This is a genomic window from Roseofilum reptotaenium CS-1145 (assembly GCF_028330985.1).
Taxonomy (GTDB): domain Bacteria; phylum Cyanobacteriota; class Cyanobacteriia; order Cyanobacteriales; family Desertifilaceae; genus Roseofilum; species Roseofilum reptotaenium.
In genome coordinates, this window is record NZ_JAQMUE010000084.1 from 50,670 (window position 1) to 71,502 (window position 20,833).

Here is a 20,833-nt window from a genome sequence, read left to right on the forward strand (position 1 = left end):
TGGGTATGTATGCACAACAATCTGTAGGAATCTTATCCGTTTAATTTCCAGTTTTCTATATATCTCTGAATTTGACTGACAAAAAAACGCGATTGCTCTAATAAACTTGTGGCCAACGTTTGATCGGGTGCTAACATTTTTCCATAATCACTCGCTTGTCGTTCATCAAATGCCCGATGCAAACTTCGGGATAATTCACGGGTAAAAATGCCTGTCTTGACAAACTCACGGTCAAAAAGACTAATTCCCCCACTATGCTTAGATGTCCCTAATCCCTGAATGGCTAACAAACCCATAACCGCATAAAACATCGCATAGTATGACCGATTAATACAACCCCGAACGGCTGATTGTTCCCATAATATCTCAGCTTCTCGTAAAGTTTCCTGGGCTTGGGAGAGTCTATATTCAACTAATAACTGTAACTGAGGATTAATCATACCGCAATGCCTTCATTGAAGACCTTGAATAACAACGGACTCGCCCCCACAGCCCCATGGTTTATTTCTGTCTGTGTCACGACAAATGTAGAAATCACTCGCTCAAATTCAAAACCAACCTCCCAGGCCACATCATAAATTTGTTCGCGCTTGACTCGATCCAACTCTGCTACTTTAATAAACACATCTAGATCCGATTCTTCCGTCGCATCTCCCCGTGCCCTGGAACCAAATACTCGTAACTCCAAAATTGGCATGATTTCGGTTAAGCGTTTAGAAAACGCTAAGGCGACTTGACGATCTTCTTCTTTCATGGTAGACAATATCCTAACACTAACTCTAATTTAACTCACTCCCGACTCCTTAGCGATCCATTGGGTCATTGTCGTGATATGGTTACTGAAATTAGGTGGCTATGAGAAATTGAGTGTAGTCGCCCCTAAAGTATCCTCACTTTGACTCAACTTTAAAAATACGATCGCATGGCAATTTTACACGGGAGTTGGTTAACTCAACATCAATTTGTGATTTGGGCAGAAACTTGGCGCAGAGTTTCCCCTGAAGAATGCACTCCCTCACCCTTTGCCATTTCGCCCCATCCTTTTGCCCTGAGTGTGACAGAACTGCAATCCTGGTTACAGTCAAGTCAGATCCCAGAGTCGGTGCAAAGGGCTTTACCAGATTTGGAGACAGTAGCGATCGCCCCCCTGCAACTGGCTTTACCTACCCTGCTTCAGTTTCCAGCATCTGCACCGAAATCGAAACGTAAGAAAACCCCGGGGGTTATCTGTACTCCTCTATACTCGATCGCCTCCGGGGAAGACGAAGAAAATCCAGATATTACCCTTCACCCTTGGCAGATTGAATCGCTCTGTCTGACTCCCCAGCAAACCCTGCCCTTTCTGCAAAGTCTGCCCCTAGGGTTATTAGAGTCTAGCCCAGCTTGGTTGGGCGCGGATCTGCGATTTTGGTCTCATATTAGCCGGTGGAGTCTGGACTTGCTGGCGCGGTGTAAGTTTTTGCCTGTCCTCACAGTTGAGGAGGAGGGGTCTTTGATCGCCCAATGGCAACCGTTACTCGATAGTCAGAGCGATCGCCACCGTTTTAGCCAGTTGAGCAGCCTCATGCCGGGAAGTTGCCACACCTATCAACCGGCTGAAGAGGGTCTTAAACTGGATTTTCCTACTGCGCCCAAACCTTTGCTGTGGGACTTTTTGAGCCAAACTTTAAATGCCCAGATCCAGAAACAGGAGACTCCCTTACCGAATGTGAAAGGGGCGATCGGCCAATGGCTGCAAAGCTTAAATGGTAGCAGTAAACCCCTCTCCCCCACCCCAGAACTTGAAAAGTTCAAAACCACCCTCACGAAGTGGATAGCTCCTATCGAACACTTGGATCAGGAGAGCGCTTTTAGCACTGTCTTAAAACTCCATCCTCCCCAAGGAAAAAGTCAGGATTGGTTACTAGAATATGGATTACAATCAGTCGAAAATCCCGATTGTATTGTCGATGCCAATACGATTTGGAGCAATCCTGTAGAATCTCTACTCTATGAAGGCTATACCATTCATTATCCTCAAGAAACTTTTTTAGCTGGATTAGGATTAGCCTCGCGCATTTTTCCTTCTTTAGAAGACAGTTTAAATACGTCCCAACCCCTATTTTGTCGGCTTAATCCCCAACAGGCCTATGAATTCCTTAAATCCATCGTGGGACGATTGAGAGAAAGTGGATTAGGCGTAATTTTGCCCCCTTCTCTCGCACCGGAACAGGGATTTTCTAATCGCTTAGGATTAAGCTTGGTGGCTGACACGCCCAAACGGAAGAAAACCGATCGCTTAAGTTTACAAAGTTTATTGCAATTTAAGTGGGAATTAACCCTAGGGGGACAGCGAGTTTCTAAGAAAGAATTTGACCAATTGGTAGCCTTAGAGTCTCCTTTGGTGCAAATTAATGGGGAGTGGGTGGAGTTGCGTCCCCAAGATGTGCGCGTCGCTCAGGAGTTTTTCACCAAGCGTAAAGACCAAATGAGTTTATCCCTCGAAGATGCTCTGCGCATCAGTACCGGGGATACACAGATGGTGGAAAAGCTGCCAGTGGTGGACTTTCAGGCTTCCGATCAATTAGGGGAGTTACTGACTCGTTTGATGGAGCCACGCACGATTGAGGCGATCGCCCCTCCAGAGACGTTTAACGGACAGTTGCGCCCCTATCAATCCAGGGGTGTGGGGTGGTTGGCGTTTTTAGAGCAATGGGGCTTAGGGGCGTGTTTAGCCGACGATATGGGACTGGGGAAAACCATTCAGTTTTTGGCATTTTTGTTGGTTTTGAAACAACAGAAAAAGCTCAAAAAACCAACATTATTGGTTTGTCCCACGTCCGTTTTAGGTAATTGGCAACGGGAAGTTAAACGATTTGCACCCAGTTTAAAAATAGTGCTTCATCATGGAATGAAGCGATTTAAAAATAAGGAGTTTGTCAAAGCCGTTGAGAGTAAAGAGCTGGTGATTACCAGCTATCCCTTAGTCTTTCGAGACCAAAAAGAATTGCAAGCGGTAGAATGGCAAGGGATAGTTTTAGATGAGGCTCAGAACATCAAAAATCCAGAGTCTAAACAGTCCCAATCCGTGCGCGAGTTAACCTCAGAGTTTCGCATTGCCCTGACCGGAACACCGGTAGAAAATCGTTTGCAAGAACTCTGGTCAATTATGGACTTTCTCAATCCCGGTTATTTGGGCAATCGGCAGTTCTTCCAACGCCGGTTTACGATTCCGATTGAGAAATACGGCGATCGCGAATCCTTGCAAACCTTGCGATCGCTCTCCCAACCCTTTATCCTGCGGCGATTGAAAACCGATCGCACGATTATCCAAGATTTGCCAGAAAAACAGGAAATGACCGTGTTCTGTCCTCTCTCGGATGAGCAAAAGCAGCTCTATCAAGAAGCGGTCGAAAAAGCCTTAGCCGAAATTGAGCAAGCGCAAGGAATTCAACGCCATGGCGAAGTCTTAGCACTGCTCACCAAATTAAAGCAAATTTGCAATCATCCCGAACAGTTCTTGAAGAAGCGCAAGCTGAAACAGCCGGAAAACTCCGGGAAACTGATGCGCTTGCGGGATATGCTCGATGAAGTGGTTGATGTCGGCGATCGGGCCTTGATTTTCACCCAGTTTTCCGAATGGGGCAAATTGCTCAAACCTTATTTAGAACAAGAATTTCAATCCGAAGTCTTTTTCCTATACGGCAATACCAAAAGAGCGCAACGAGAAGAAATGATTGACCGCTTTCAACACGATCCTCAAGGGCCAAAACTGTTTATTTTATCCCTAAAAGCAGGCGGTGTCGGCTTGAATTTAACCCGTGCCAATCATGTTTTTCACTTTGACCGATGGTGGAATCCAGCCGTGGAAAATCAAGCCACAGACCGAGTATTTCGCATTGGTCAAACTCGGAATGTGCAAGTGCATAAATTTGTCTGCGAAGGCACATTAGAAGAAAAGATTAACGATCTCATTGCCAGCAAGCAGGAACTCGCAGAACAAGTGGTGGGTTCAGGAGAAAATTGGCTAGCTAGTTTAGACTCCAATCAACTGCGCGATTTATTATTATTAGAACAGTCGGAAGACTAGGAGGGAAAGATGAATTCCTATGGCATCGAGCGAGAATGGTGGACGCAGCAATGGTTAGACTTGCTCAATTCTTATCGGTTTAAGAAACGACTGGAGCGGGGGCGAAATTATGCGCGGGAAGGCCATGTATTATCGATTCAGTTTCAAGAGCAAAAAGTGGTGGCAGAGGTGCAAGGAACCGATCCTGAACCCTATCGCCTTTCTATTTGGTTAGATGCCTTTACCTCGGAAGATTGGGATAATGTGATTGAGACTTTATCGGAAAAAGCGATTTATGTGGCGAAATTGTTAGCTGGAGAAATGCCGGATAATATCGAATCGGTATTTGCTGCCAATGGGTTAAGCTTATTTCCGTTTACGCTGGGTGAAGTTCATTCACGATGTAGTTGTCCTGATCCCGCAAATCCCTGTAAACATATCGCTGCCGTGTATTATTTATTAGGCGATCGCTTCAGTGCCGATCCCTTTGTACTGTTTCAATTGCGCGGAAAGAGTAAGGATAATATTATCTCTGCTCTGCGCGAAAAGCGCGGAATGGGGCCAGAAGGTGCCAGCACCGAACCCCCACCCCTGACCTATCCCCAGGTTGCTCTAGACCAGTTTTGGCGCTACGATCGCGAGTTAGAGTCATCCCTCGTGGTCATTGCCCCGCCAGTGAATCCAGAAACCGTGTTAGATGTGCTAGGGCCAATTGTAACCGAACGCACTAAAGCCCCGGAGTCTAAATCGTTAATGGCTTATTTAAAAACCTTATATCAGGATGTGAGCCAAAGTGCCACCAGATCAGCCTTACGAGGAGATTAGTGTAATCAAGATTTGATCGACAAAACCGTTTACCATTGTCATCCTCGAGCATGAAGATCAAGGCATAATGGGCATTTTAGGGATTGCTTAGAGCGCTTCGGGCTAAGGAATAGGAAATAGAGAAAATTAAGATACCATCTAAAGTAGCGCACACCCAATCGATCTCCGTCCCATGAAATCCTTCCCCTTGAAACTCCACTTTCCTCTTCAAGTGGTATTAATCGTGCCTTTTCTCCTACAAATCATGGTAGCCGTGGGTTTAGTCAGTTGGCTCTCCTTTCGCAATGCCCACGAAATGTTAGAAACGATGGTAGAACGATTAACCACTGAAATTGGTTCCGAAGTGGAACAGCGTTTATCTTCCTATTTGGAACTTCCTCATCGGGTGAATCGCTCCCATCTGGGGGCGATCAAGTCAGGATTGCTAGAGGTGGAAAACCTGGAGGGATGGGATTATTATCTATGGGAAAAAATCCAACAAGTCCCAGAGTTAAGTTTTACTGCTATCGCCAATAATCAAGGAGAACAACGAACAGGAGAACGTCTAGCGGATGGTACTTTGGTGATTAATACCGTTACTCCTAGCGATCGCCACACTTTCCGCTCCTACAACACCGATGACCAAGGCAATCGTACCACTCTAGCTACTCAATTAAGCGATCGCGATCCGCGCAAACGACCATGGTATTTAACTGCCGTCGAGACCGGAAAACCAACCTGGAGCAATCCAGATATTTCCTATCTCGAACCTGTCCTCTTAATTTCTGCCTTACAACCCCTTGATATTGATACTGATGGTAGAGTGGAAGGCGTTATCAACACTACCCTCAAACTCGATCAGCTAGGTCAATTTCTGAGCCAAATTAACCTAGGAGAAACCGGAAAAATCCTTATTCTCGATCGCCAAAACAACCTTATTGCCAGTTCCACCCAAGAAACCCCCTTTAATCCAGACACCCAAACTCTCCTACCCATTACCCAGAGTCAAGATCTCCTCACCCGTCAACTGATCGATCTTCTACACACTCACCAACTTCTACACACTCACCAAACCTCCCTAAAAACCCCCACCTTAACCACACTGTCCTTAGATGGTGAGCATTACTTTGCCCATATTATTCCCTATGCTGACCCCTATGGCTTAGAGTGGAAAATTGTGCTTTTTATCTCCGAATCTAAATTTAACGCCACTCTTGAGAGCCATAAACAGCACATCCTTGTCATCTGCATTGGTGCATTGATTTTTGCTGTGGGATTAGGACTCTTGACCTCTCGGTGGATTGCTTACCCCATATTACAACTCCGGGATGCCAGTGCTGCCTTTGCCTCTGGGAAACGCCGAAATTCCGTACAAGTTCAAGGCATACAAGAATTAGATATTCTTGCCCAAACCTTTAATGAGATGGCAGCTCAAATTGGCAATCAGCTTGAGATACTCGAACAACAAGTTACCGAACGTACTCATCTGCTCACTCAACACAACCAGGTTTTATCTGAACTCGCTGGCGATTCTCAATTACACCAAGGGGACTTAAACCAGAGTTTACCAAAATTAACTGAGGCGATCGCCCAAATCCTCAAAGTTGACCGTACCAGTATTTGGCTCATTGAACCCGAAAGTACCCTATGGTACTGTGCTGACTTATTCATCCCGGCTCTAGGAAGTCACACCCAAGGAGATCTTCTCCCCATCCAAGATTATCCCCGCTATGCCCAAGCCCTCAAAACCCAAAATGTAATTTCTGTCAACGATGCTTGCAATGATGAGCGTACCTCGGAACTCAAAGAGACCTATCTGGCTCCTCTAGGAATCCATTCCATGCTGGAAATTCCCATTCGCCGGCAGCAAACGCTCCTGGGCGTAATGTGCATTGAAACCACCCAACCTCACCATTGGACTCAAGAAGAACAAAATGTCGCCCGTTCTATAGGCGATCTCGTTAACCTTGCCATTGAATCATACCATCGTCAACAAGCCGAAATTGCCCTAAAAGCTGCCAAAGAAGCGGCTGATAAAGCTAACCAAGCAAAAAGTGAATTTTTGGCCAATATGAGCCATGAATTACGAACCCCCCTGAACGGTATCCTGGGTTATACCCAAATCTTGAAACGGATGAGTGACCTCAAACCCAAACAACGTGAAGGAATTATGGTTATTGAAGAAGCTGGTTCCCATCTCCTAACCCTGATTAACGATGTCCTAGATTTGGCCAAAATCGAAGCCAGAAAAATGGAACTACTCCCTAGAGAAATTCATTTTCCCTCCTTCATTAGTGGTGTAGCTGAAGTCATCCGTATCCAAGCTGAAGAAAAAGGACTAGCATTTTGCTGTCTCATCGATCCCAATTTACCCCAGGGAATTGATATTGATGATAAACGCTTACGCCAAGTCCTCCTCAATTTATTAGGGAATGCTACCAAATTTACCCATCAAGGAGAAATTGTATTTTCTGTTATTCATCTGAGTGAAATTTCTCCTGCATCTACCGCCACCTTACGCTTTGAAATTGGGGATACAGGTGTAGGTATGACCCCTGAGCAAATCCAGAAAATTTTCTTACCTTTTGAACAAGTAGGAGCCAGTTCCCGTAAACATGACGGCACGGGTTTGGGATTGGCCATTACTCGTCAAATTGTACAAATGATGGGAGGACAAATTGAAGTTGAAAGTCAGCTTGATGTCGGCAGTCAATTTAGCTTTGAAATCAATGTCCCAGTGGCCGAAAATTGGGCGCTATCTTCCACTCAAACCGAACAAGGAAAAATCATTGGTTATGTTGGTCAACCCCAAAAAATCCTCGTGGTTGATGATAAAATTGTCAATCGTAAAGTAATTCTCGAAGTTTTATCTCCACTCGGATTTGAAGTGGCACAAGCAGAGAATGGCCAATTGGGTTTAGAACACTGTCATCAATGGGAACCTGATTTTATCATTACTGATTTAGTCATGCCAGAGTTAGATGGATTTGAAATGGTACGTCAACTTCGTCAGAGTGGTGAGGATCGAGTGATTATTCTGGCTTCTTCAGCGAGTGTATTAAAGCAAGATCAGGAAAATAGTTTAGTGGCGGGTTGCAATGATTTTCTCCCCAAACCTGTCGATATAGAGTTACTATTACATAAATTGAAACAGTATTTAAATCTGACCTGGATTTATGAAGAAGTTCCAGAGGTCAATTCGCCTCCCTCCTTGGAGTCTTCAGTGGAGTTTGTTTACCCTCCCCAGGAAGAATTGCAAGGGTTAGTAAAAACTGCGGCTGTGGGATATATTGATGGGATTGAAGCAGAAGTGGCTAGACTGCGAGCATTAGATCCCACCTACTACCCATTTTGCGATCGCATTATGGAGTTTGTCTTTGAATTTGATGACCAAGGCATTATTGCTTTAATTACCCAAGAATATCCTCTATCCATTTAACCCGCAGATCATGGCTAAAAAACAAAAATTTCCTTTCCTAGTTGGCTCGAAATGGACCGCCCAACAAACGACTTGGGGATGGCGACATTTTCAAGTGACCAACCGCAAAAATCAAGGAAAGTTTATTTTTGCGGAAATGGTAGCTTCTTGTGACCCGAATGTTCGCTTTTGGTTAAATGCCGCCCAACTTAAAGACCGTTCCTTATGGCAACCGGGATGGAAAACGCTTCAGGAAATGGAGTAGGGAAGAGAGGGATGATTCCTCAATGATTTTTAAGGATTAATTTTTAATTGACACTGTAAGTCTGCTGGGCGATCAATGTCGGAGAGAACTGGTAAAAGAACATAGGATAATTCGAGAGCATGGGCAATCTTGAGAGTTTGGGAAAAAACTTCTGAGGTTCCCCAATGAATATTTTGAAATAATTCAGAGATAGGGCGCGATAGACCGATTAAATAATAACCCCCATCAGCGGCTGGGCCGAGGACTAAATCGTGGGAATCTAAAGCATGAAAGGCTTGGGTAAAAAGTTCTGGGGTGAGACTCGGGCAGTCTGTTCCGATAACAACGATATGCTCCATTCCTTCAGCAAAACTCTGCTCAATTGCCCTGTAGAGTTTTTCCCCTAGATCCCCTTGTCCCTGACTGCGATAAACTAGATCAGCACCTAACCAGGTCTGCATGGCCTGAACGGTTGAGCCTGTAAAATAAACCACGAGCTGTATTGCCCCTTTATGGCGATCTTGTAGCTGCCGTGCTTGGGCGATCGCCCATTCGGCCAGTTGACGATGTAATTCCGTCGCTCCCTGCACCCCTAATGCAGGAATTAAGCGGGTTTTGGCCTTACCCAATTCTGGATATCGAGTAAAGACTAGGAGTTGGCATAGGCTAGATAATGGGGAAGATAAATCGGGAAAATCGCTCACGCTTACCTCTTTTATTGTTGGGAACATGACTAAAATCATAGAAGTTTTACCGGATAAAGGCGCTCTCGTCAGCCGCGCCCTCGCCTTAGTGAAAGAAAAAATAGAAACGGCGATCGCCTCCCATGGCTACAGTACCATTGCCCTCGCTGGAGGCAGTACCCCTAAGCCACTCTATGAAGCTCTGAGTAAAGAAACTCTTCCCTGGGACAAAATTCATGTTTTTTGGGGAGACGAGCGCTACGTCCCCTGCGATCATCCGGATAGTAATGAAAACATGGCTCGCCAAGCCTGGCTTAATCAGGTTCCTATTCCCCCACAGAATATCCATGCCATGCCCACCAGAGCGCAAGACCCCCAGCAGGATGCCGAAACCCATGATACTCACTTACGGCAGTTTTTTGGTGAGTCGTCTGGTGAGTTTCCCGCCTTCGACATTATTTTGTTAGGGATGGGGGATGATGGGCATACGGCTTCCCTATTTCCCCATACTGAAGCTTTAGCAGTTGGCGATCGCCGGGTTACCGTGGGTAATAAAGATGGCCAACCCCGTCTTACTTTTACGGTTCCTCTGATTAATGAGGCTCGCTGTGTCATTTTTCTAGTCGCTGGAGCCAATAAAATCAACGCTTTAACCCAAGTCTTTGCCCCGGAAGGAGACAGCAAAGCCTATCCCTCTCGTTTAATTGCCCCTAAAGGAGAGCTGTGGTGGCTTTTAGATGAAGCAGCAGGGGGATCAATTAACACTTAAATCATTACATCGAATTCAATTTTTTTCCTATTGCCTCTTGCCTCTTGCCTTTCCATTGATCCTATGATTGTTTGTCCAAATTGTACTCACCAAAACCCTGATGGCGCTCAAGTGTGCGAAGCTTGTTATACTGAGCTTCCTGCTCTAACGACTTGTCCTAACTGTGGAGCAGCCGTTCAGCAAGATGCCACGTTTTGTGGTCAATGTGGAACCGCCTTAAAAATCACGCCTGTTTCCACTGCCGATCTTGATGCAGAGGAAGAAGTCTTAGAAATTCCTCCCTTAGTCGAACCCGATCCTCTGGTGACTCCGGAACCCCTTGCCAGCTCTAGCTCTGAATCATCCATAATCACAGAAGTGGAAGCCGAACCCTCCACTCGAGTCAAAATCAACCGGTTAACTGAACTGCAATCAGCCAGTGCCTCTCTGGTTCATGTCTCTACCAAGGATCGACTCGAGTTATCCAATCATCTTTCGGTCTTGCATATCGGGAAACCCAATGACCGTATTCCCCCAGATATAGATGTTTCTGGGTTTGCCCATGCAGATGTAATCTCGCGAGTTCATGCTGCTATTCGCATCGAAAATGGCGAGTATTATATCGAAGATCTCGCAAGTTCCAATGGAACCTATATTAATCACTTACCCCTAAGTCCAGGCAATCGCTATCGCTTAAAAACAGGCGATCGCATTACATTAGGTAAAAATGATCTGGTAAGCTTTGTATTTGAACTGTGATTATCTCCAGATTATTCCTTAACTCAACGAAAACAAACAGCAGACCCCTACTCCTCGTTATTTACCTGTTACTGATGTGATTACCCTAACCTTGTTACATCCTCTCAAAGATACCCCCATTCAGCATTGGCAATTTACACAAGAATCCCTTGTGCGAATTGGACGCTCTACAGATAATCATGTCGTTCTCTATAGTGCGGTGGTTTCCCGTCACCATGTGGAACTCCGTCTTGGAGAGGAATCTTGGGATGTAGTGAACCTGGGAACTAATGGTACATATCTCGACGATCAGCGGATTGAACAAATGCCGATTACTGGTGAAGTGGTGATTCGACTGGCTCGTTCTGGGCCGAAGATTCAGATTAAAACCGATTTTGACCAGGAGCAATCGTCTTCTTCTCCTCTGGATCGAAAATCTATCGATCCATCTATACCGGCAATTAAGGAGAAAGTTAATAAAATGACGACAGCGATCGATCCCTAGGGATCGTAGGAATGAAAATAATAAAAAAATAACGAGTTTTTGAACATCTTACTCAAAGAAAAATTCTACTTAAGGAAAAATATAGAATTTAAAAACTTGCACTATTTAGTTCAACGGCTAGGAACACTACAACGGAAAAAAGTGATTGGGATATTTTGATTCGCTTTGAGTTATTCTAGCAACCTTTAAAAACTGCTCTTGATGTACTCTATAGGCGAGCAAACTACTCGATCGAGGCAACAACATATAGTGTAAAGCGTCTAGGCAATAGGGAATGGGATTGTGGTACATGGCTTTAGGAATTCAACAGTTTACTCCATAACGGTACAAAGTGCGGTATGTCTAATCTTCTCTCTGAGAGAGTAATGCTTTTATATCGAGATTCAATCCTGAATACAGCAGCTTCTGCTGTTTACCCATTATCCATTATCCATTACCCGTACGAAGCTCTATTTTTCTTCAGAAACAAACTTTCAAAATGGGTTGGAATACAGGGGTGAGAAGCAGAGTATTTATTATTTGAATAAATAGAAACCGATCGCCTGAGTCAGTCGAGTCGAGTTATAATGATGATCTATAATGAGTCCCTGTATTTTTCCTATTGTTGACTATAGTTTTGCTTAATTTAAACTCTATCAGGATAATTTTATGCCAGCGCTTACAATATCTTTGATGCATCCAACTCAACCCGTAGCGATGCATAGTTGGACGTTTGAACCCGATCGAGACGAACCCATTCGTATTGGTCGTTCTCACGATAACGACATTGTAGTGTATAGTTCTGTGGTCTCCCGCCATCACGCAGAGCTATGGCCAAGTGAAGAGGGTTGGAATCTCAAGGGATTTGGTTCAAATGGTACGTTTGTTAACCAACAGTTGGTCACACAGGATGTCTTAGAGGATGGCTCGATCGTCCGTTTAGGCAATTCTGGGCCCAGATTGCGAATTCGTCTAGGGGTTAGCGATCCGAAGGCGAAGCTGGTGAGAAAATGCGATCGCAAACTGAATACGGAACTGAGTGAAGCTGATAAACATAGTACGTTTATCAATACCCCTCAAATGCAATCGGATGATTAAGGAATGACTCAGAGCCACTTGCCTTTCAAGACTCCCTTGAGGGCAAGTGTAATGTTTAATGTTTCATTGAATTCACGATACCTGACCACTGAACTGATTTGAGTCGATCGCGCCGATAAGAAAAGAACAAATCCTGATTTTGATAGGTACAATAGGGAGCGATCGCTACTTGTTCTGCATGGACTCCCAATTGTCGCAGTTGCCTGAGATTAACCTGGCGTACATCTAAGCGGATGCGATCGGGTTCAGAGTCGGGCAACAAGACTGGATGTTTCCCTCCTGATAACTGCTCGATCCAATCTGGGGCACTCTCGCCTTGAATCAGAGTTTTTCCTACCTGTTGAGCCACATCTAATCCCACCTGATACTCTCCTCCAGAAATCGCCGGCCCTAGGGCGATCCGTAGATCTTCGAGCCGCGTTCCTAATGCTTGAAAACGGGCGATCGCCTCCGGGACAATTTCCGCTGCCGTCCCGCGCCAGCCTGCATGAAGAGCTGCCACCTGTCCCGTACCTAAATCGCCCATTAACACCGGCACACAATCAGCCGAACACACCCAAACCGAATCATGGGCATTTTCCGATAACAAACCATCGGCTTCTGGACGCTCAACCCCCAAACTTTCCACTTCTGAAGGGGTCAAAATCCGTTGACCGTGGACTTGTTTCACCCGATATACTCGCACCTGCTCATCTAGAAGATGCGCTAAAGATTCAGGCGTTTGGGGCGCAAACTGGCGGGTAAAAAAACCATGCTTCCAAGGGTCGAGTAAGCTACAGGTCAGATAGGTCAACCCTTGAGCCATCTGCCAATGCCAAAGTGAACTCATCAAAAATTTGGAGTCTGAAACCCCATCCTTCTAGGAGGGCTTTACTCTCCTATTTTACCACGATCACAAACCATATGCTATTCTGGAAACATTTCTAGTTGATCAAGAATTGAACAATTTATAAATAAAATATTATGGCAAAAAACTTAATTTAAAGCTAGGGGATGTGTTAGCTCTTTCCCCCCTGTTGATTATATTATTTTTCTTGTATTTGCAACTTCCGTTCCTTCCTGCGCCCACTACTTATTTTCAATTTTATGAAGCAACAGTTTCTCCGATTCAACTAATAGCTAATTCTATTTTGTTTCACAATAGGAAAGTGAGAGTAATTGGTTTTTTAGAGTATGATCATAAACATGCATCCCTATATCCATCACAAAACTCTTATCTGCATGCCCTACAAGATCAAATTGCTGTAGAGATCAATGCATTAGTTAAAGAGAATAAAAATATGAGCTTAAATTATGTCATTATTGAAGGTTTTTTTGATGCTTTTTGCTATCGTTATCGTCCATTATCCTATAGCAATATACACAAAATAACTCGGATGGATTTGTGGTCTTATACGAATGATCCAAAGCGGCTCTCTAGAGGAATTAGATCGTGAAAATTAACTTGAGCAAGAACCAACAACTAATTGTACTTGAAAAATAAGAGTTAAAAATGACTTCCGTAGCGACATTTGAGTTTGCGACAAATCTTAAGATTAATGAAATCAAAAAAAAACTATCTGAATTTTGGTGTAATGGCCGCAGAGTAGATGTTATCCCAAGAGAATCAAGAAATAAAAAAGAAGAAAATATTTATCTTTGTGTGTTAGAGTACATCCTTTTTGAAAAAGAGGAAGAACCTAAAATCCGTCTTGTTGTGGATTATTTATTGTCAATATCTAGCAATAATCAAATTTTCTATTATCGTGATTATGATGTCATAGATTTATGTGTTCAACATGGAAATCCAGTTGAAATTAAGATTGACGATCTTTTTACAAAAGAATTTTGTCCATCAATATCTGGAAATATTGAGTATCAGTACTTGATTCGTAGCACTGATACTTCAAAAAACCATTAATATGCTTGCACAATTGATTAATGCGATCGCGCTCCCACTTATCAGAGAAAACTATATATGCGACTTCAGCCTGAACTAAATGAACCTGAATCGAGAACGAATTGACAAAACCTGGGAAAAAATCGCCAACCAATTAAATCTAGAACCTCTTCCCTTGCCCCCTATTCACTCCTTCGAGACCCTAGAATCGACTAATCAAACTCTGTGGCAACTGCTTAGGGAAGGGGCCCCAACTGGTACAGTGGCGATCGCCAGGCAGCAAACGGCTGGGCGAGGACAATGGGGAAGATCGTGGTCTTCTGGTAATGGAGGGCTGTATCTGTCTTGGGCGATCGCCCCTAAATTACCTACTGAGAAAGCCCTATTGCTCACCATCAGCAGTGCTTGGGGAATAGCCACCCTCCTGCGTCAATATCATCAACCACCTCACTCAGAAACCCAACTCCCCATCCAAATCAAATGGCCCAATGACTTAATCCTTAATCAAAGAAAAGTGGGCGGCATTCTCACCGAAACTCGCGTGCATCAAAACCAGATTCACCAGGCCGTTGTTGGGGTAGGGATAAATTGGGAAAACCCAGTACCTGAGCCGGGAATTAGCCTCAAAGAAGGATTCAAGGAGCGATCGGTTACCAGCGATCTCACCAGTTTAGAAGATCTCTTAGCCCTAATCTTAAGGGGCTTAATCTCCGGATACGAGGCGATCGATCGGAAAAAAGGAGCAGGTCTCATCTCTGCCTACAATCAACTGCTGACCCATGTTGGGCAACCCATCATTATCCAGGGACAAAACGGCAAGATTCAAGGAATTACACAGACAGGTCAGCTCTGTATTGATCTGAACTCCTCCCAAGTCCTCTTCAACCCGGGCGAAATTCAACTAGGCTATAAGAACTCCTACAGAAGTTAAGAAATATATGATAAAACTTGTCAGAGACCCAATAATGGGATAGAGATCGAGCCACTAATCGTGAAAACACTTAACCGCCAACGAATTCAGATGAGTACGGATAAGACAACACCAACTCCCAATCGCAGCCCAGATCGCCAATATACCCGCACTTTGTTTTGCCTCACCTGTCACCGTTCCCTGCTCATGCAAGGACTCGGTTGGTTAGGGGCCCTAGGTTTACTCAGTGGTAGCATGGTTTGGACTTCCAACCGAGGCGTTGCCTACGAACAAGACTCCATTGACCCCGTTGCCTATGATGCGGTTCCTGAAGTCGAATGGGCAGAACCGGCTTATGAACCAGCTTATGAGCCAGCCTATGAACCAGCCTATGAGCCAGCTTATGAACCAGCTTATGAACCAGCCTATGAGCCAGCTTATGAGCCGCAATGGACTCCGGAACCCGCCGCTTATGAACCAGAATGGACTCCGGAACCCGAACCAACCGCTTATGAGCCAGAATGGACTCCGGAACCGGCTGCCTACGAACCGGAAACCTGGGATGATACCTCTGTACCGGTGGTGGTAGAAACCTATGAAGAGCCTCCGATTTCCTATTCTGCTTCGGACTTGATGCCAGAAAATACAACTACGGCTCAAGAGAATACTGCTCAAGAGAATGCCTATATTGATACCTCGAACGATTTTGATACGGGAGCAACGGCTGCGTATGAGGAACCCACGGACGTGATGGTTTATGAACCTGCGGCTCCTGCGGCTCCTGCACCTGAACCTAGGGGTTATACCGCTGCTACGCCGGCTCCTAGCGCCCCATCGGAGCCGATCCCTGCTTGGTCTCCAGAAAATTATCAGCCCGCTCCCTCCAGTGGAAGCACTCATCAAGAGTATGCGCCTGCCCCTGCCCCTGCACCTGTGGTTGGGGGAACGACGGCTAGTGGTCGGTCTTATTTCAATACCCAAAAACCCACGGGTCTACCGGGCAATGGTAATGTGAGTTTGTTGTATCCTCTGGCGATTCCTGCTCAAGTTAGCTCCCATTTTGGCTGGAGATTGCATCCCATTCATGGGGACTGGAGATTCCATAGCGGTACGGATATTGCGGCAGCTACGGGAACCCATGTGTTAGCTGCTTTGGCTGGACGGGTGGCGATCGCCAATTTTTTAGGCGGATACGGCTTAACGGTGGTTCTTGAACATAGTAATGGAACCCAAGAAACCCTCTACGCTCACTTGTCTGAAGTATTTGTTGAACCAGGCGAAGAAGTAGAACAAGGTACGGTCATTGGAAGTGTGGGTAGCACAGGAAATTCTACAGGACCCCACCTGCATTTTGAATTGCGAGAACAAACAGAAGAGGGTTGGGTCGCCGTGGACGCTGGTGCCCAGTTGGAATATGCCTTAGCTCGGTTTATCCAATCCTGGGAAACGGCCTCAGCAACTCCTTATACTGGTGGCAATGCCAAGGAACTGCAACAATTACCGGCTCCGGAACTGGCGGTTGAAGAGCTGCCCTATGTGAACATTCGCCCGATGTAGGAGAAGACACAAACTTCTTTCAGAAGTCAGGGAATAGGGAATAGGGAACAGGGAACAGGGAATAGGATGACTCTATTGCCATTTGTTTTCTGCCCACTTATGCAAGAGGTCTAATGATGAAAATTATTCCCTTGTAAGCGCCCCCTATCTCCCTATCCCCCCATCTCCCCGTACCCATGTTCGCTTAAGAAATCCGCAGTAATAGGGTTTTCGGGTTTATCATGTGGCGTTCGCAATAATCCTTCCACATATTTACCTAAAATGTCTCCCTCCAAATTGACTACATCTCCGGGATGTAGATACTGTAAATTAGTATGGTCGAAAGTATGGGGAATCACCGCGACCTTAAAAGCGTGGGTTGCACCCTGGTCTTGAGCGAGAGTTAAGCTAATCCCATTCACGGCAATACTGCCTTTGGGGACAATATAGCGGGCTAGACTGGGGGTGTTGAGGTGAAAAACCATTTCCCAGGCGATCGCCGTCTGTATAATCGACAGAACTTCCCCCGTACCATCCACATGACCCGTCACAAAGTGACCCCCTAATTTACTCCCCACCTTCAAAGAGGTTTCGAGATTGACAGGGACTTGGCTCATCGCTCGATGGTTCAAGGTAGTGCGATTAAGAGTTTCTGGTGAGACAGCAGCAATAAACCCCTGGGAAAGCAGGGTTTCTACTGTCAGGCATACGCCATCAACTGCGACACTATCACCTATGGCTAAATCCGCCAAAATTAGCCCTCTCCCTTGAGGAGAACAGATAATTTGGACTTGGTAATCATTCAGAGGAGTGAGTGTCCCTAAGGTTTGAATTAATCCGGTAAACACGGGTAACGTTCTAGAAAAGTGAGCTTAAGATGAGAAGGAGACAGATTACAGATTTTATATAAACTTATGGTCTAATTAGGATAATCGATTTTAAGGTAGAGAATACTATATGGGTTTCCTGAATCAGTTTATCCTTTAGGAAACCCCAGACAACACCCGATCTTATCTACGAGCCATGCAGCCCAAGGATAAGCATCCCTTGCCAGAGAGTGATCTAGAGGCTTTACCCGATGATTGAAATGAGAGTTGCTGGAATTGCATTAGATGCGGGCACGCGCAGCCCCATTGTTCTATTAAAGGATACGACGGAGCGCCGTGCCTTGCCCATTTATATTGGTCAAGACCAAGCCAGGGCGATCATTAATGCTTTGGAGAGGCAAAAACCTCCTCGACCCCTGACCCACGATTTGATGGTGAATGTCTTAGAAGTTTGGGAGATGTCCCTAGAGAGAGTAGTGGTTCACGCGCTCCATGATAATACGTTTTATGCCCTGCTGACGATGCGTCAAGGAGATGTTGTCCATGAAATTGATGCTCGGCCCTCTGATGCTATTGCCTTAGCTCTACGAACGGGGACTTCCATTTGGGTGATGGAAGAGGTGATCGCGGATGCCTCAATTCCAGTCGATCAAGAAGCGGATGATGCCGAGCGGGAAGAATTCCGCAATTTTCTATCGGGTTTGCGACCGGAAGATTTTGCCCAACGGGGTAAAGGGCGATCGGTGAATGGAGAGTAGCTGGCGGAGACACGGAGGCGCGGGAACGCAGAGACGCGGGGAGGTGGAGATGGGGAGGATGATCAAAATTCGATTCCCATCATCGTCCACTAAGTTGAGTTCAAACAGTGAGTAGCGTGAAATATCGGCGCTTTGGTAAAACGAATCTGGATTTATCAGTGTTTTCCCTGGGTACAATGCGACCGTTGGGGTCGGAGGAAGGGTTTGGCCAGATTGTTTTACAGGCCCTCTCAAGAGGGATCAATCATATTGAAACGGCTAGGGGATATGGTGCAAGTGAAGTCTATTTGGGCACGATGTTGCGTCAGTTAGACCACGAGTCTGTTTATTTAACCACTAAAGTGCCACCGACTCCCGATCCAAAAATAATGGCAGGGTGGATCGATGAGTCTTTGTCCCGTTTGGGGGTCAAACGAATCGATTGTTTGGCGATCCATGGGATTAATACTGGGGAGCATCTGGAATGGATACAGGGCGATCGCGGGTGTATGCAGGCGGTGCAGGAGGCGATCGCCAACGATAAGGTAAATCATGTGGGATTTTCCACCCATGGTTCCCGAGAGTTAATCCAATCTACCTTAGAAACGGGTTTATTTGAGTTTGTAAATTTACATTATTATTGGTCGTTTCAACGCCATGCTCCCCTGTTGGCGATCGCCAATGAATTAGATATGGGGGTTTTTATTATCTCTCCAGCCGATAAGGGGGGGCGCTTGTATTCTCCACCGGCTCAACTGCAAGCCTTGTGCGAACCGTTTTCACCCCTAGAATTGAGTTATCGGTTTTTATTGGGCGATCCTCGGATTACAACCTTAAGTATAGGGCCCGCTACAGTACAAGAGTTAGGCTCATTCCTAGAAATGGGCGATCGTCCCCTTACAGAAACAGAACAGCAGGTTTTATCCCATCTAGAACACCACATGAGCGACACCTTGGGGAAAACTCAATGTCATCAATGCTATCAGTGCTTACCCTGTCCCGAAGAAATTAATATCCCGGAAGTCTTACGCCTACGAAATTTAGCTGTTGCCTATGACTTGGTGGAGTATGGAAAATATCGCTATGGCATGTTTGAAAATGCCGGTCATTGGTTTCCCGGAAACAAAGCCTCCCGATGTACCGAATGTGGAGAATGCTTACCCCGATGCCCCACCCAACTCAACATTCCCCAACTCTTGAATGAAACCCATGAGTTACTAAAAGGAAAACAAAGCCGCAGACTTTGGGAAGATTAAGCGCTATATACTGTATGACAACTGCTGAGTGGACCCATTACCCAGCGCGATAAAACGGTTTTTTAACGACTTTCATCGGATACCGTTTTCCACGAATTTCCACTTCAATTTCTTGCCCAATTTTTGCCCATTGCTTCGGTAGGTATGCCATGGCAATGGGATAACCGAGGGTCGGAGAAAGGGTTCCACTGGCCACTTTAGAAACGACTTTTCCAGCAGCTAAAAGGGGATAGTCATGACGCGCAATATGGCGACCTTCACCTTGTAGTCCCACCAAGCGCTTAGAAACTCCGTTTGCTTGCTGCTCTTCTAACACAGATCGACCGATAAAATCGCCTTTAGTTTTTAAATGGACTAACCACTTCAAACCCGCTTCTAGAGGAGTTGTGGTGAGATCGATATCTTGACCGTAGAGCGCTAAAGCAGCTTCTAAGCGTAGGGTATCCCTAGCTCCTAAACCACAGGGGATAACACCGGTTTGCAGTAGGGTATCCCAGAGTTGAAGAGCCGTGTCTGGATCGAGCATGATTTCTACTCCGTCTTCACCTGTGTAGCCGGTGTGAGCGAGAAAAGCCGAACCCCCGAGCAGGGAAAGGGTCGTGTGACCGAAGCGAGGAATGGATGATAGATCGGTTGTGGTGAGCGCTTGTAGGGTTTCAATGGCTTTGGGGCCTTGCAGAGCAATGAGGGCTTGGTTGAGGGTTTGGTCGTCGAATTGGATTTTATCTGGATCGAGATGCTGCTGTATCCATTGGCGATCGCCCTCACAAGTGGCAGCATTAACGATAATCGCGACTTTTTCCTCTCCGTTGTCTTCTTGGCTTTGCAGATAGACAATAATATCGTCAATAATACCTCCTTCTGGATTCAGCAGTACCGTATATTGCGCTTGACCCGGTTTAAGACGAGCAAGATCTGAGGGAACAAGAGTTTGTAAACTGGCGATTACTGAAGGGCCACTGAGGAAGAATTTGCCCATATGGGAGATGTCAAACATTCCGACATGGGTTCTGACCGCTTCATGTTCTTGTTTGATTCCTGAAAATTGTACTGGCATTTCCCAACCGGAAAATTCAGTCATCTTTGCCTTGAGTTTTACGCACGAGTCAAACAGTGGAGTATGAAGTAAAGCCATGATTACCGTCTCAATGATCCTACAGGCACTATACCAAAAGATGCCCCCCTCCTAGAAAAGCATGAGGGCGAAAAAACTTTCGCCCCTACTTGATGAGGGACTAGCACCTTTCCTGTTCTTAAAGGGGAAATCGCTATATCCTTTTGTCACAAATAATGTCCATATCGTAACAATCGACCCTAGTGTTCCTCTTCAGCTAGATAAAGTTATGTTGCGTTAGGTGTGGCGCAAGTATAGGGCTTTTTACTCACCGATCCCCAGAGGAGTTCTGTTTACTGGCGATCGCCA

General features: G+C 45.5%; 19 protein-coding genes and 1 pseudogene. 14 read left to right on the forward strand and 6 right to left on the reverse strand.

The annotated features are described in order from the left end of the window. Positions 1–32 precede the first annotated feature (32 nt). Both PN466_RS18570 and PN466_RS18575 read right to left on the reverse strand, forming a co-directional pair. Complete coding sequence (locus tag PN466_RS18570) at positions 33–440, reverse strand: HEPN domain-containing protein (RefSeq protein WP_271942214.1); 408 nt, start codon at positions 438–440, stop codon at positions 33–35. After that, positions 437–754, reverse strand: a complete 318-nt coding sequence (locus PN466_RS18575; RefSeq protein ID WP_271942217.1) for a nucleotidyltransferase domain-containing protein — start codon at positions 752–754, stop codon at positions 437–439. The genes PN466_RS18570 and PN466_RS18575 overlap by 4 nt, the downstream gene beginning before the upstream one ends. 168 nt (positions 755–922) lie before the next feature. On the opposite strand from PN466_RS18575, the gene PN466_RS18580 reads away from it, so the two are divergent. From PN466_RS18580 to PN466_RS18595, 4 genes are all read left to right on the forward strand, one after another. Beyond that, positions 923–4,069 carry a DEAD/DEAH box helicase gene (locus PN466_RS18580; RefSeq protein WP_271942219.1) on the forward strand — a complete coding sequence of 1,049 codons (3,147 nt, stop codon included), beginning with the start codon at positions 923–925 and terminating at the stop codon, positions 4,067–4,069. 9 nt (positions 4,070–4,078) lie between these two features. Continuing rightward, a complete protein-coding gene (locus tag PN466_RS18585; protein ID WP_271942222.1) occupies positions 4,079–4,873 on the forward strand; it encodes an SWIM zinc finger family protein in 795 nt (264 codons plus the stop codon). 172 nt (positions 4,874–5,045) lie between these two features. Next, a complete protein-coding gene (locus tag PN466_RS18590) occupies positions 5,046–8,291 on the forward strand; it encodes an ATP-binding protein (protein ID WP_271942225.1) in 3,246 nt (1,081 codons plus the stop codon). Between the two features lie 10 nt (positions 8,292–8,301). After that, a complete protein-coding gene (locus tag PN466_RS18595) occupies positions 8,302–8,535 on the forward strand; it encodes a TIGR02450 family Trp-rich protein (protein ID WP_271942228.1) in 234 nt (77 codons plus the stop codon). Positions 8,536–8,564: 29 nt separating this feature from the next. Here PN466_RS18595 and PN466_RS18600 read toward each other — a convergent pair whose 3' ends face one another. Continuing rightward, positions 8,565–9,218: a TIGR04282 family arsenosugar biosynthesis glycosyltransferase gene (locus PN466_RS18600; RefSeq protein ID WP_271942230.1), complete on the reverse strand. Its 654-nt coding sequence runs from the start codon at positions 9,216–9,218 to the stop codon at positions 8,565–8,567. Positions 9,219–9,243: 25 nt separating this feature from the next. Between PN466_RS18600 and pgl the strand changes: the two genes are divergently transcribed. The 5 genes and pseudogenes from pgl (at position 9,244) to PN466_RS18620 (ending at position 12,265) form a co-directional block, all read left to right on the forward strand. Next, positions 9,244–9,966, forward strand: a complete 723-nt coding sequence (gene pgl / locus PN466_RS18605) for a 6-phosphogluconolactonase (protein WP_271942233.1) — start codon at positions 9,244–9,246, stop codon at positions 9,964–9,966. A gap of 63 nt (positions 9,967–10,029) precedes the next feature. Continuing rightward, positions 10,030–10,704, forward strand: coding sequence for an FHA domain-containing protein (locus PN466_RS18610; RefSeq protein WP_271942234.1), 675 nt, complete (start codon positions 10,030–10,032; stop codon positions 10,702–10,704). Between the two features lie 76 nt (positions 10,705–10,780). Further along, positions 10,781–11,188, forward strand: a complete 408-nt coding sequence (locus tag PN466_RS18615) for an FHA domain-containing protein (protein WP_271942236.1) — start codon at positions 10,781–10,783, stop codon at positions 11,186–11,188. 104 nt (positions 11,189–11,292) lie between these two features. After that, positions 11,293–11,367 (forward strand): annotated as a pseudogene (locus PN466_RS26465) (hypothetical protein); the annotation flags it as partial. Positions 11,368–11,836: 469 nt separating this feature from the next. Further along, a complete protein-coding gene (locus PN466_RS18620) occupies positions 11,837–12,265 on the forward strand; it encodes an FHA domain-containing protein (RefSeq protein WP_271942239.1) in 429 nt (142 codons plus the stop codon). Positions 12,266–12,320: 55 nt separating this feature from the next. Here PN466_RS18620 and pgeF read toward each other — a convergent pair whose 3' ends face one another. Further along, entirely contained in the window at positions 12,321–13,094 is a 774-nt protein-coding gene (gene pgeF, locus PN466_RS18625) for a peptidoglycan editing factor PgeF (protein WP_271942242.1), read from the reverse strand. Between the two features lie 663 nt (positions 13,095–13,757). Here pgeF and PN466_RS18630 point away from each other — a divergent pair. The 3 genes from PN466_RS18630 (at position 13,758) to PN466_RS18640 (ending at position 16,611) form a co-directional block, all read left to right on the forward strand. Continuing rightward, positions 13,758–14,165: a hypothetical protein gene (locus PN466_RS18630; protein ID WP_271942245.1), complete on the forward strand. Its 408-nt coding sequence runs from the start codon at positions 13,758–13,760 to the stop codon at positions 14,163–14,165. A 79-nt stretch (positions 14,166–14,244) separates the two neighbouring features. After that, a complete protein-coding gene (locus PN466_RS18635) occupies positions 14,245–15,075 on the forward strand; it encodes a biotin--[acetyl-CoA-carboxylase] ligase (RefSeq protein WP_271942248.1) in 831 nt (276 codons plus the stop codon). Positions 15,076–15,135: 60 nt separating this feature from the next. Next, positions 15,136–16,611: a peptidoglycan DD-metalloendopeptidase family protein gene (locus PN466_RS18640; RefSeq protein ID WP_271942251.1), complete on the forward strand. Its 1,476-nt coding sequence runs from the start codon at positions 15,136–15,138 to the stop codon at positions 16,609–16,611. A gap of 152 nt (positions 16,612–16,763) precedes the next feature. Here the strand turns inward: PN466_RS18640 and PN466_RS18645 are convergent, their stop codons facing one another. Beyond that, entirely contained in the window at positions 16,764–17,438 is a 675-nt protein-coding gene (locus tag PN466_RS18645) for a riboflavin synthase (protein WP_271942254.1), read from the reverse strand. A 230-nt stretch (positions 17,439–17,668) separates the two neighbouring features. Between PN466_RS18645 and PN466_RS18650 the strand changes: the two genes are divergently transcribed. Next, positions 17,669–18,175, forward strand: a complete 507-nt coding sequence (locus PN466_RS18650) for a bifunctional nuclease family protein (RefSeq protein WP_271942256.1) — start codon at positions 17,669–17,671, stop codon at positions 18,173–18,175. Between the two features lie 116 nt (positions 18,176–18,291). Beyond that, on the forward strand, positions 18,292–19,410 hold the full coding sequence (locus PN466_RS18655; RefSeq protein ID WP_271942405.1) for an aldo/keto reductase: 1,119 nt from the start codon (positions 18,292–18,294) through the stop codon (positions 19,408–19,410). Between the two features lie 37 nt (positions 19,411–19,447). On the opposite strand, the gene gcvT is transcribed toward PN466_RS18655, so the two are convergent. Beyond that, positions 19,448–20,545 (reverse strand): glycine cleavage system aminomethyltransferase GcvT, encoded by a 1,098-nt coding sequence (gcvT, locus tag PN466_RS18660; RefSeq protein ID WP_271942259.1) that lies wholly within the window; start codon positions 20,543–20,545, stop codon positions 19,448–19,450. Positions 20,546–20,833: the final 288 nt, after the last annotated feature.

Bases quoted from the DNA above. Each gene is read 5' to 3' on its own strand.
- PN466_RS18575 (WP_271942217.1), bottom strand. From the start codon at position 754: ATGAAAGAAGAAGATCGTCAAGTCGCCTTAGCGTTTTCTAAACGCTTA.
- PN466_RS18570 (WP_271942214.1), bottom strand. From the start codon at position 440: ATGATTAATCCTCAGTTACAGTTATTAGTTGAATATAGACTCTCCCAA.
- PN466_RS18650 (WP_271942256.1), top strand. From the start codon at position 17,669: ATGATTGAAATGAGAGTTGCTGGAATTGCATTAGATGCGGGCACGCGC.
- PN466_RS18610 (WP_271942234.1), top strand. From the start codon at position 10,030: ATGATTGTTTGTCCAAATTGTACTCACCAAAACCCTGATGGCGCTCAA.
- PN466_RS18635 (WP_271942248.1), top strand. From the start codon at position 14,245: ATGAACCTGAATCGAGAACGAATTGACAAAACCTGGGAAAAAATCGCC.
- PN466_RS18590 (WP_271942225.1), top strand. From the start codon at position 5,046: ATGAAATCCTTCCCCTTGAAACTCCACTTTCCTCTTCAAGTGGTATTA.
- PN466_RS18580 (WP_271942219.1), top strand. From the start codon at position 923: ATGGCAATTTTACACGGGAGTTGGTTAACTCAACATCAATTTGTGATT.
- PN466_RS18620 (WP_271942239.1), top strand. From the start codon at position 11,837: ATGCCAGCGCTTACAATATCTTTGATGCATCCAACTCAACCCGTAGCG.
- PN466_RS18585 (WP_271942222.1), top strand. From the start codon at position 4,079: ATGAATTCCTATGGCATCGAGCGAGAATGGTGGACGCAGCAATGGTTA.
- PN466_RS18630 (WP_271942245.1), top strand. From the start codon at position 13,758: ATGACTTCCGTAGCGACATTTGAGTTTGCGACAAATCTTAAGATTAAT.
- pgeF (WP_271942242.1), bottom strand. From the start codon at position 13,094: ATGAGTTCACTTTGGCATTGGCAGATGGCTCAAGGGTTGACCTATCTG.
- PN466_RS18595 (WP_271942228.1), top strand. From the start codon at position 8,302: ATGGCTAAAAAACAAAAATTTCCTTTCCTAGTTGGCTCGAAATGGACC.
- pgl (WP_271942233.1), top strand. From the start codon at position 9,244: ATGACTAAAATCATAGAAGTTTTACCGGATAAAGGCGCTCTCGTCAGC.
- gcvT (WP_271942259.1), bottom strand. From the start codon at position 20,545: ATGGCTTTACTTCATACTCCACTGTTTGACTCGTGCGTAAAACTCAAG.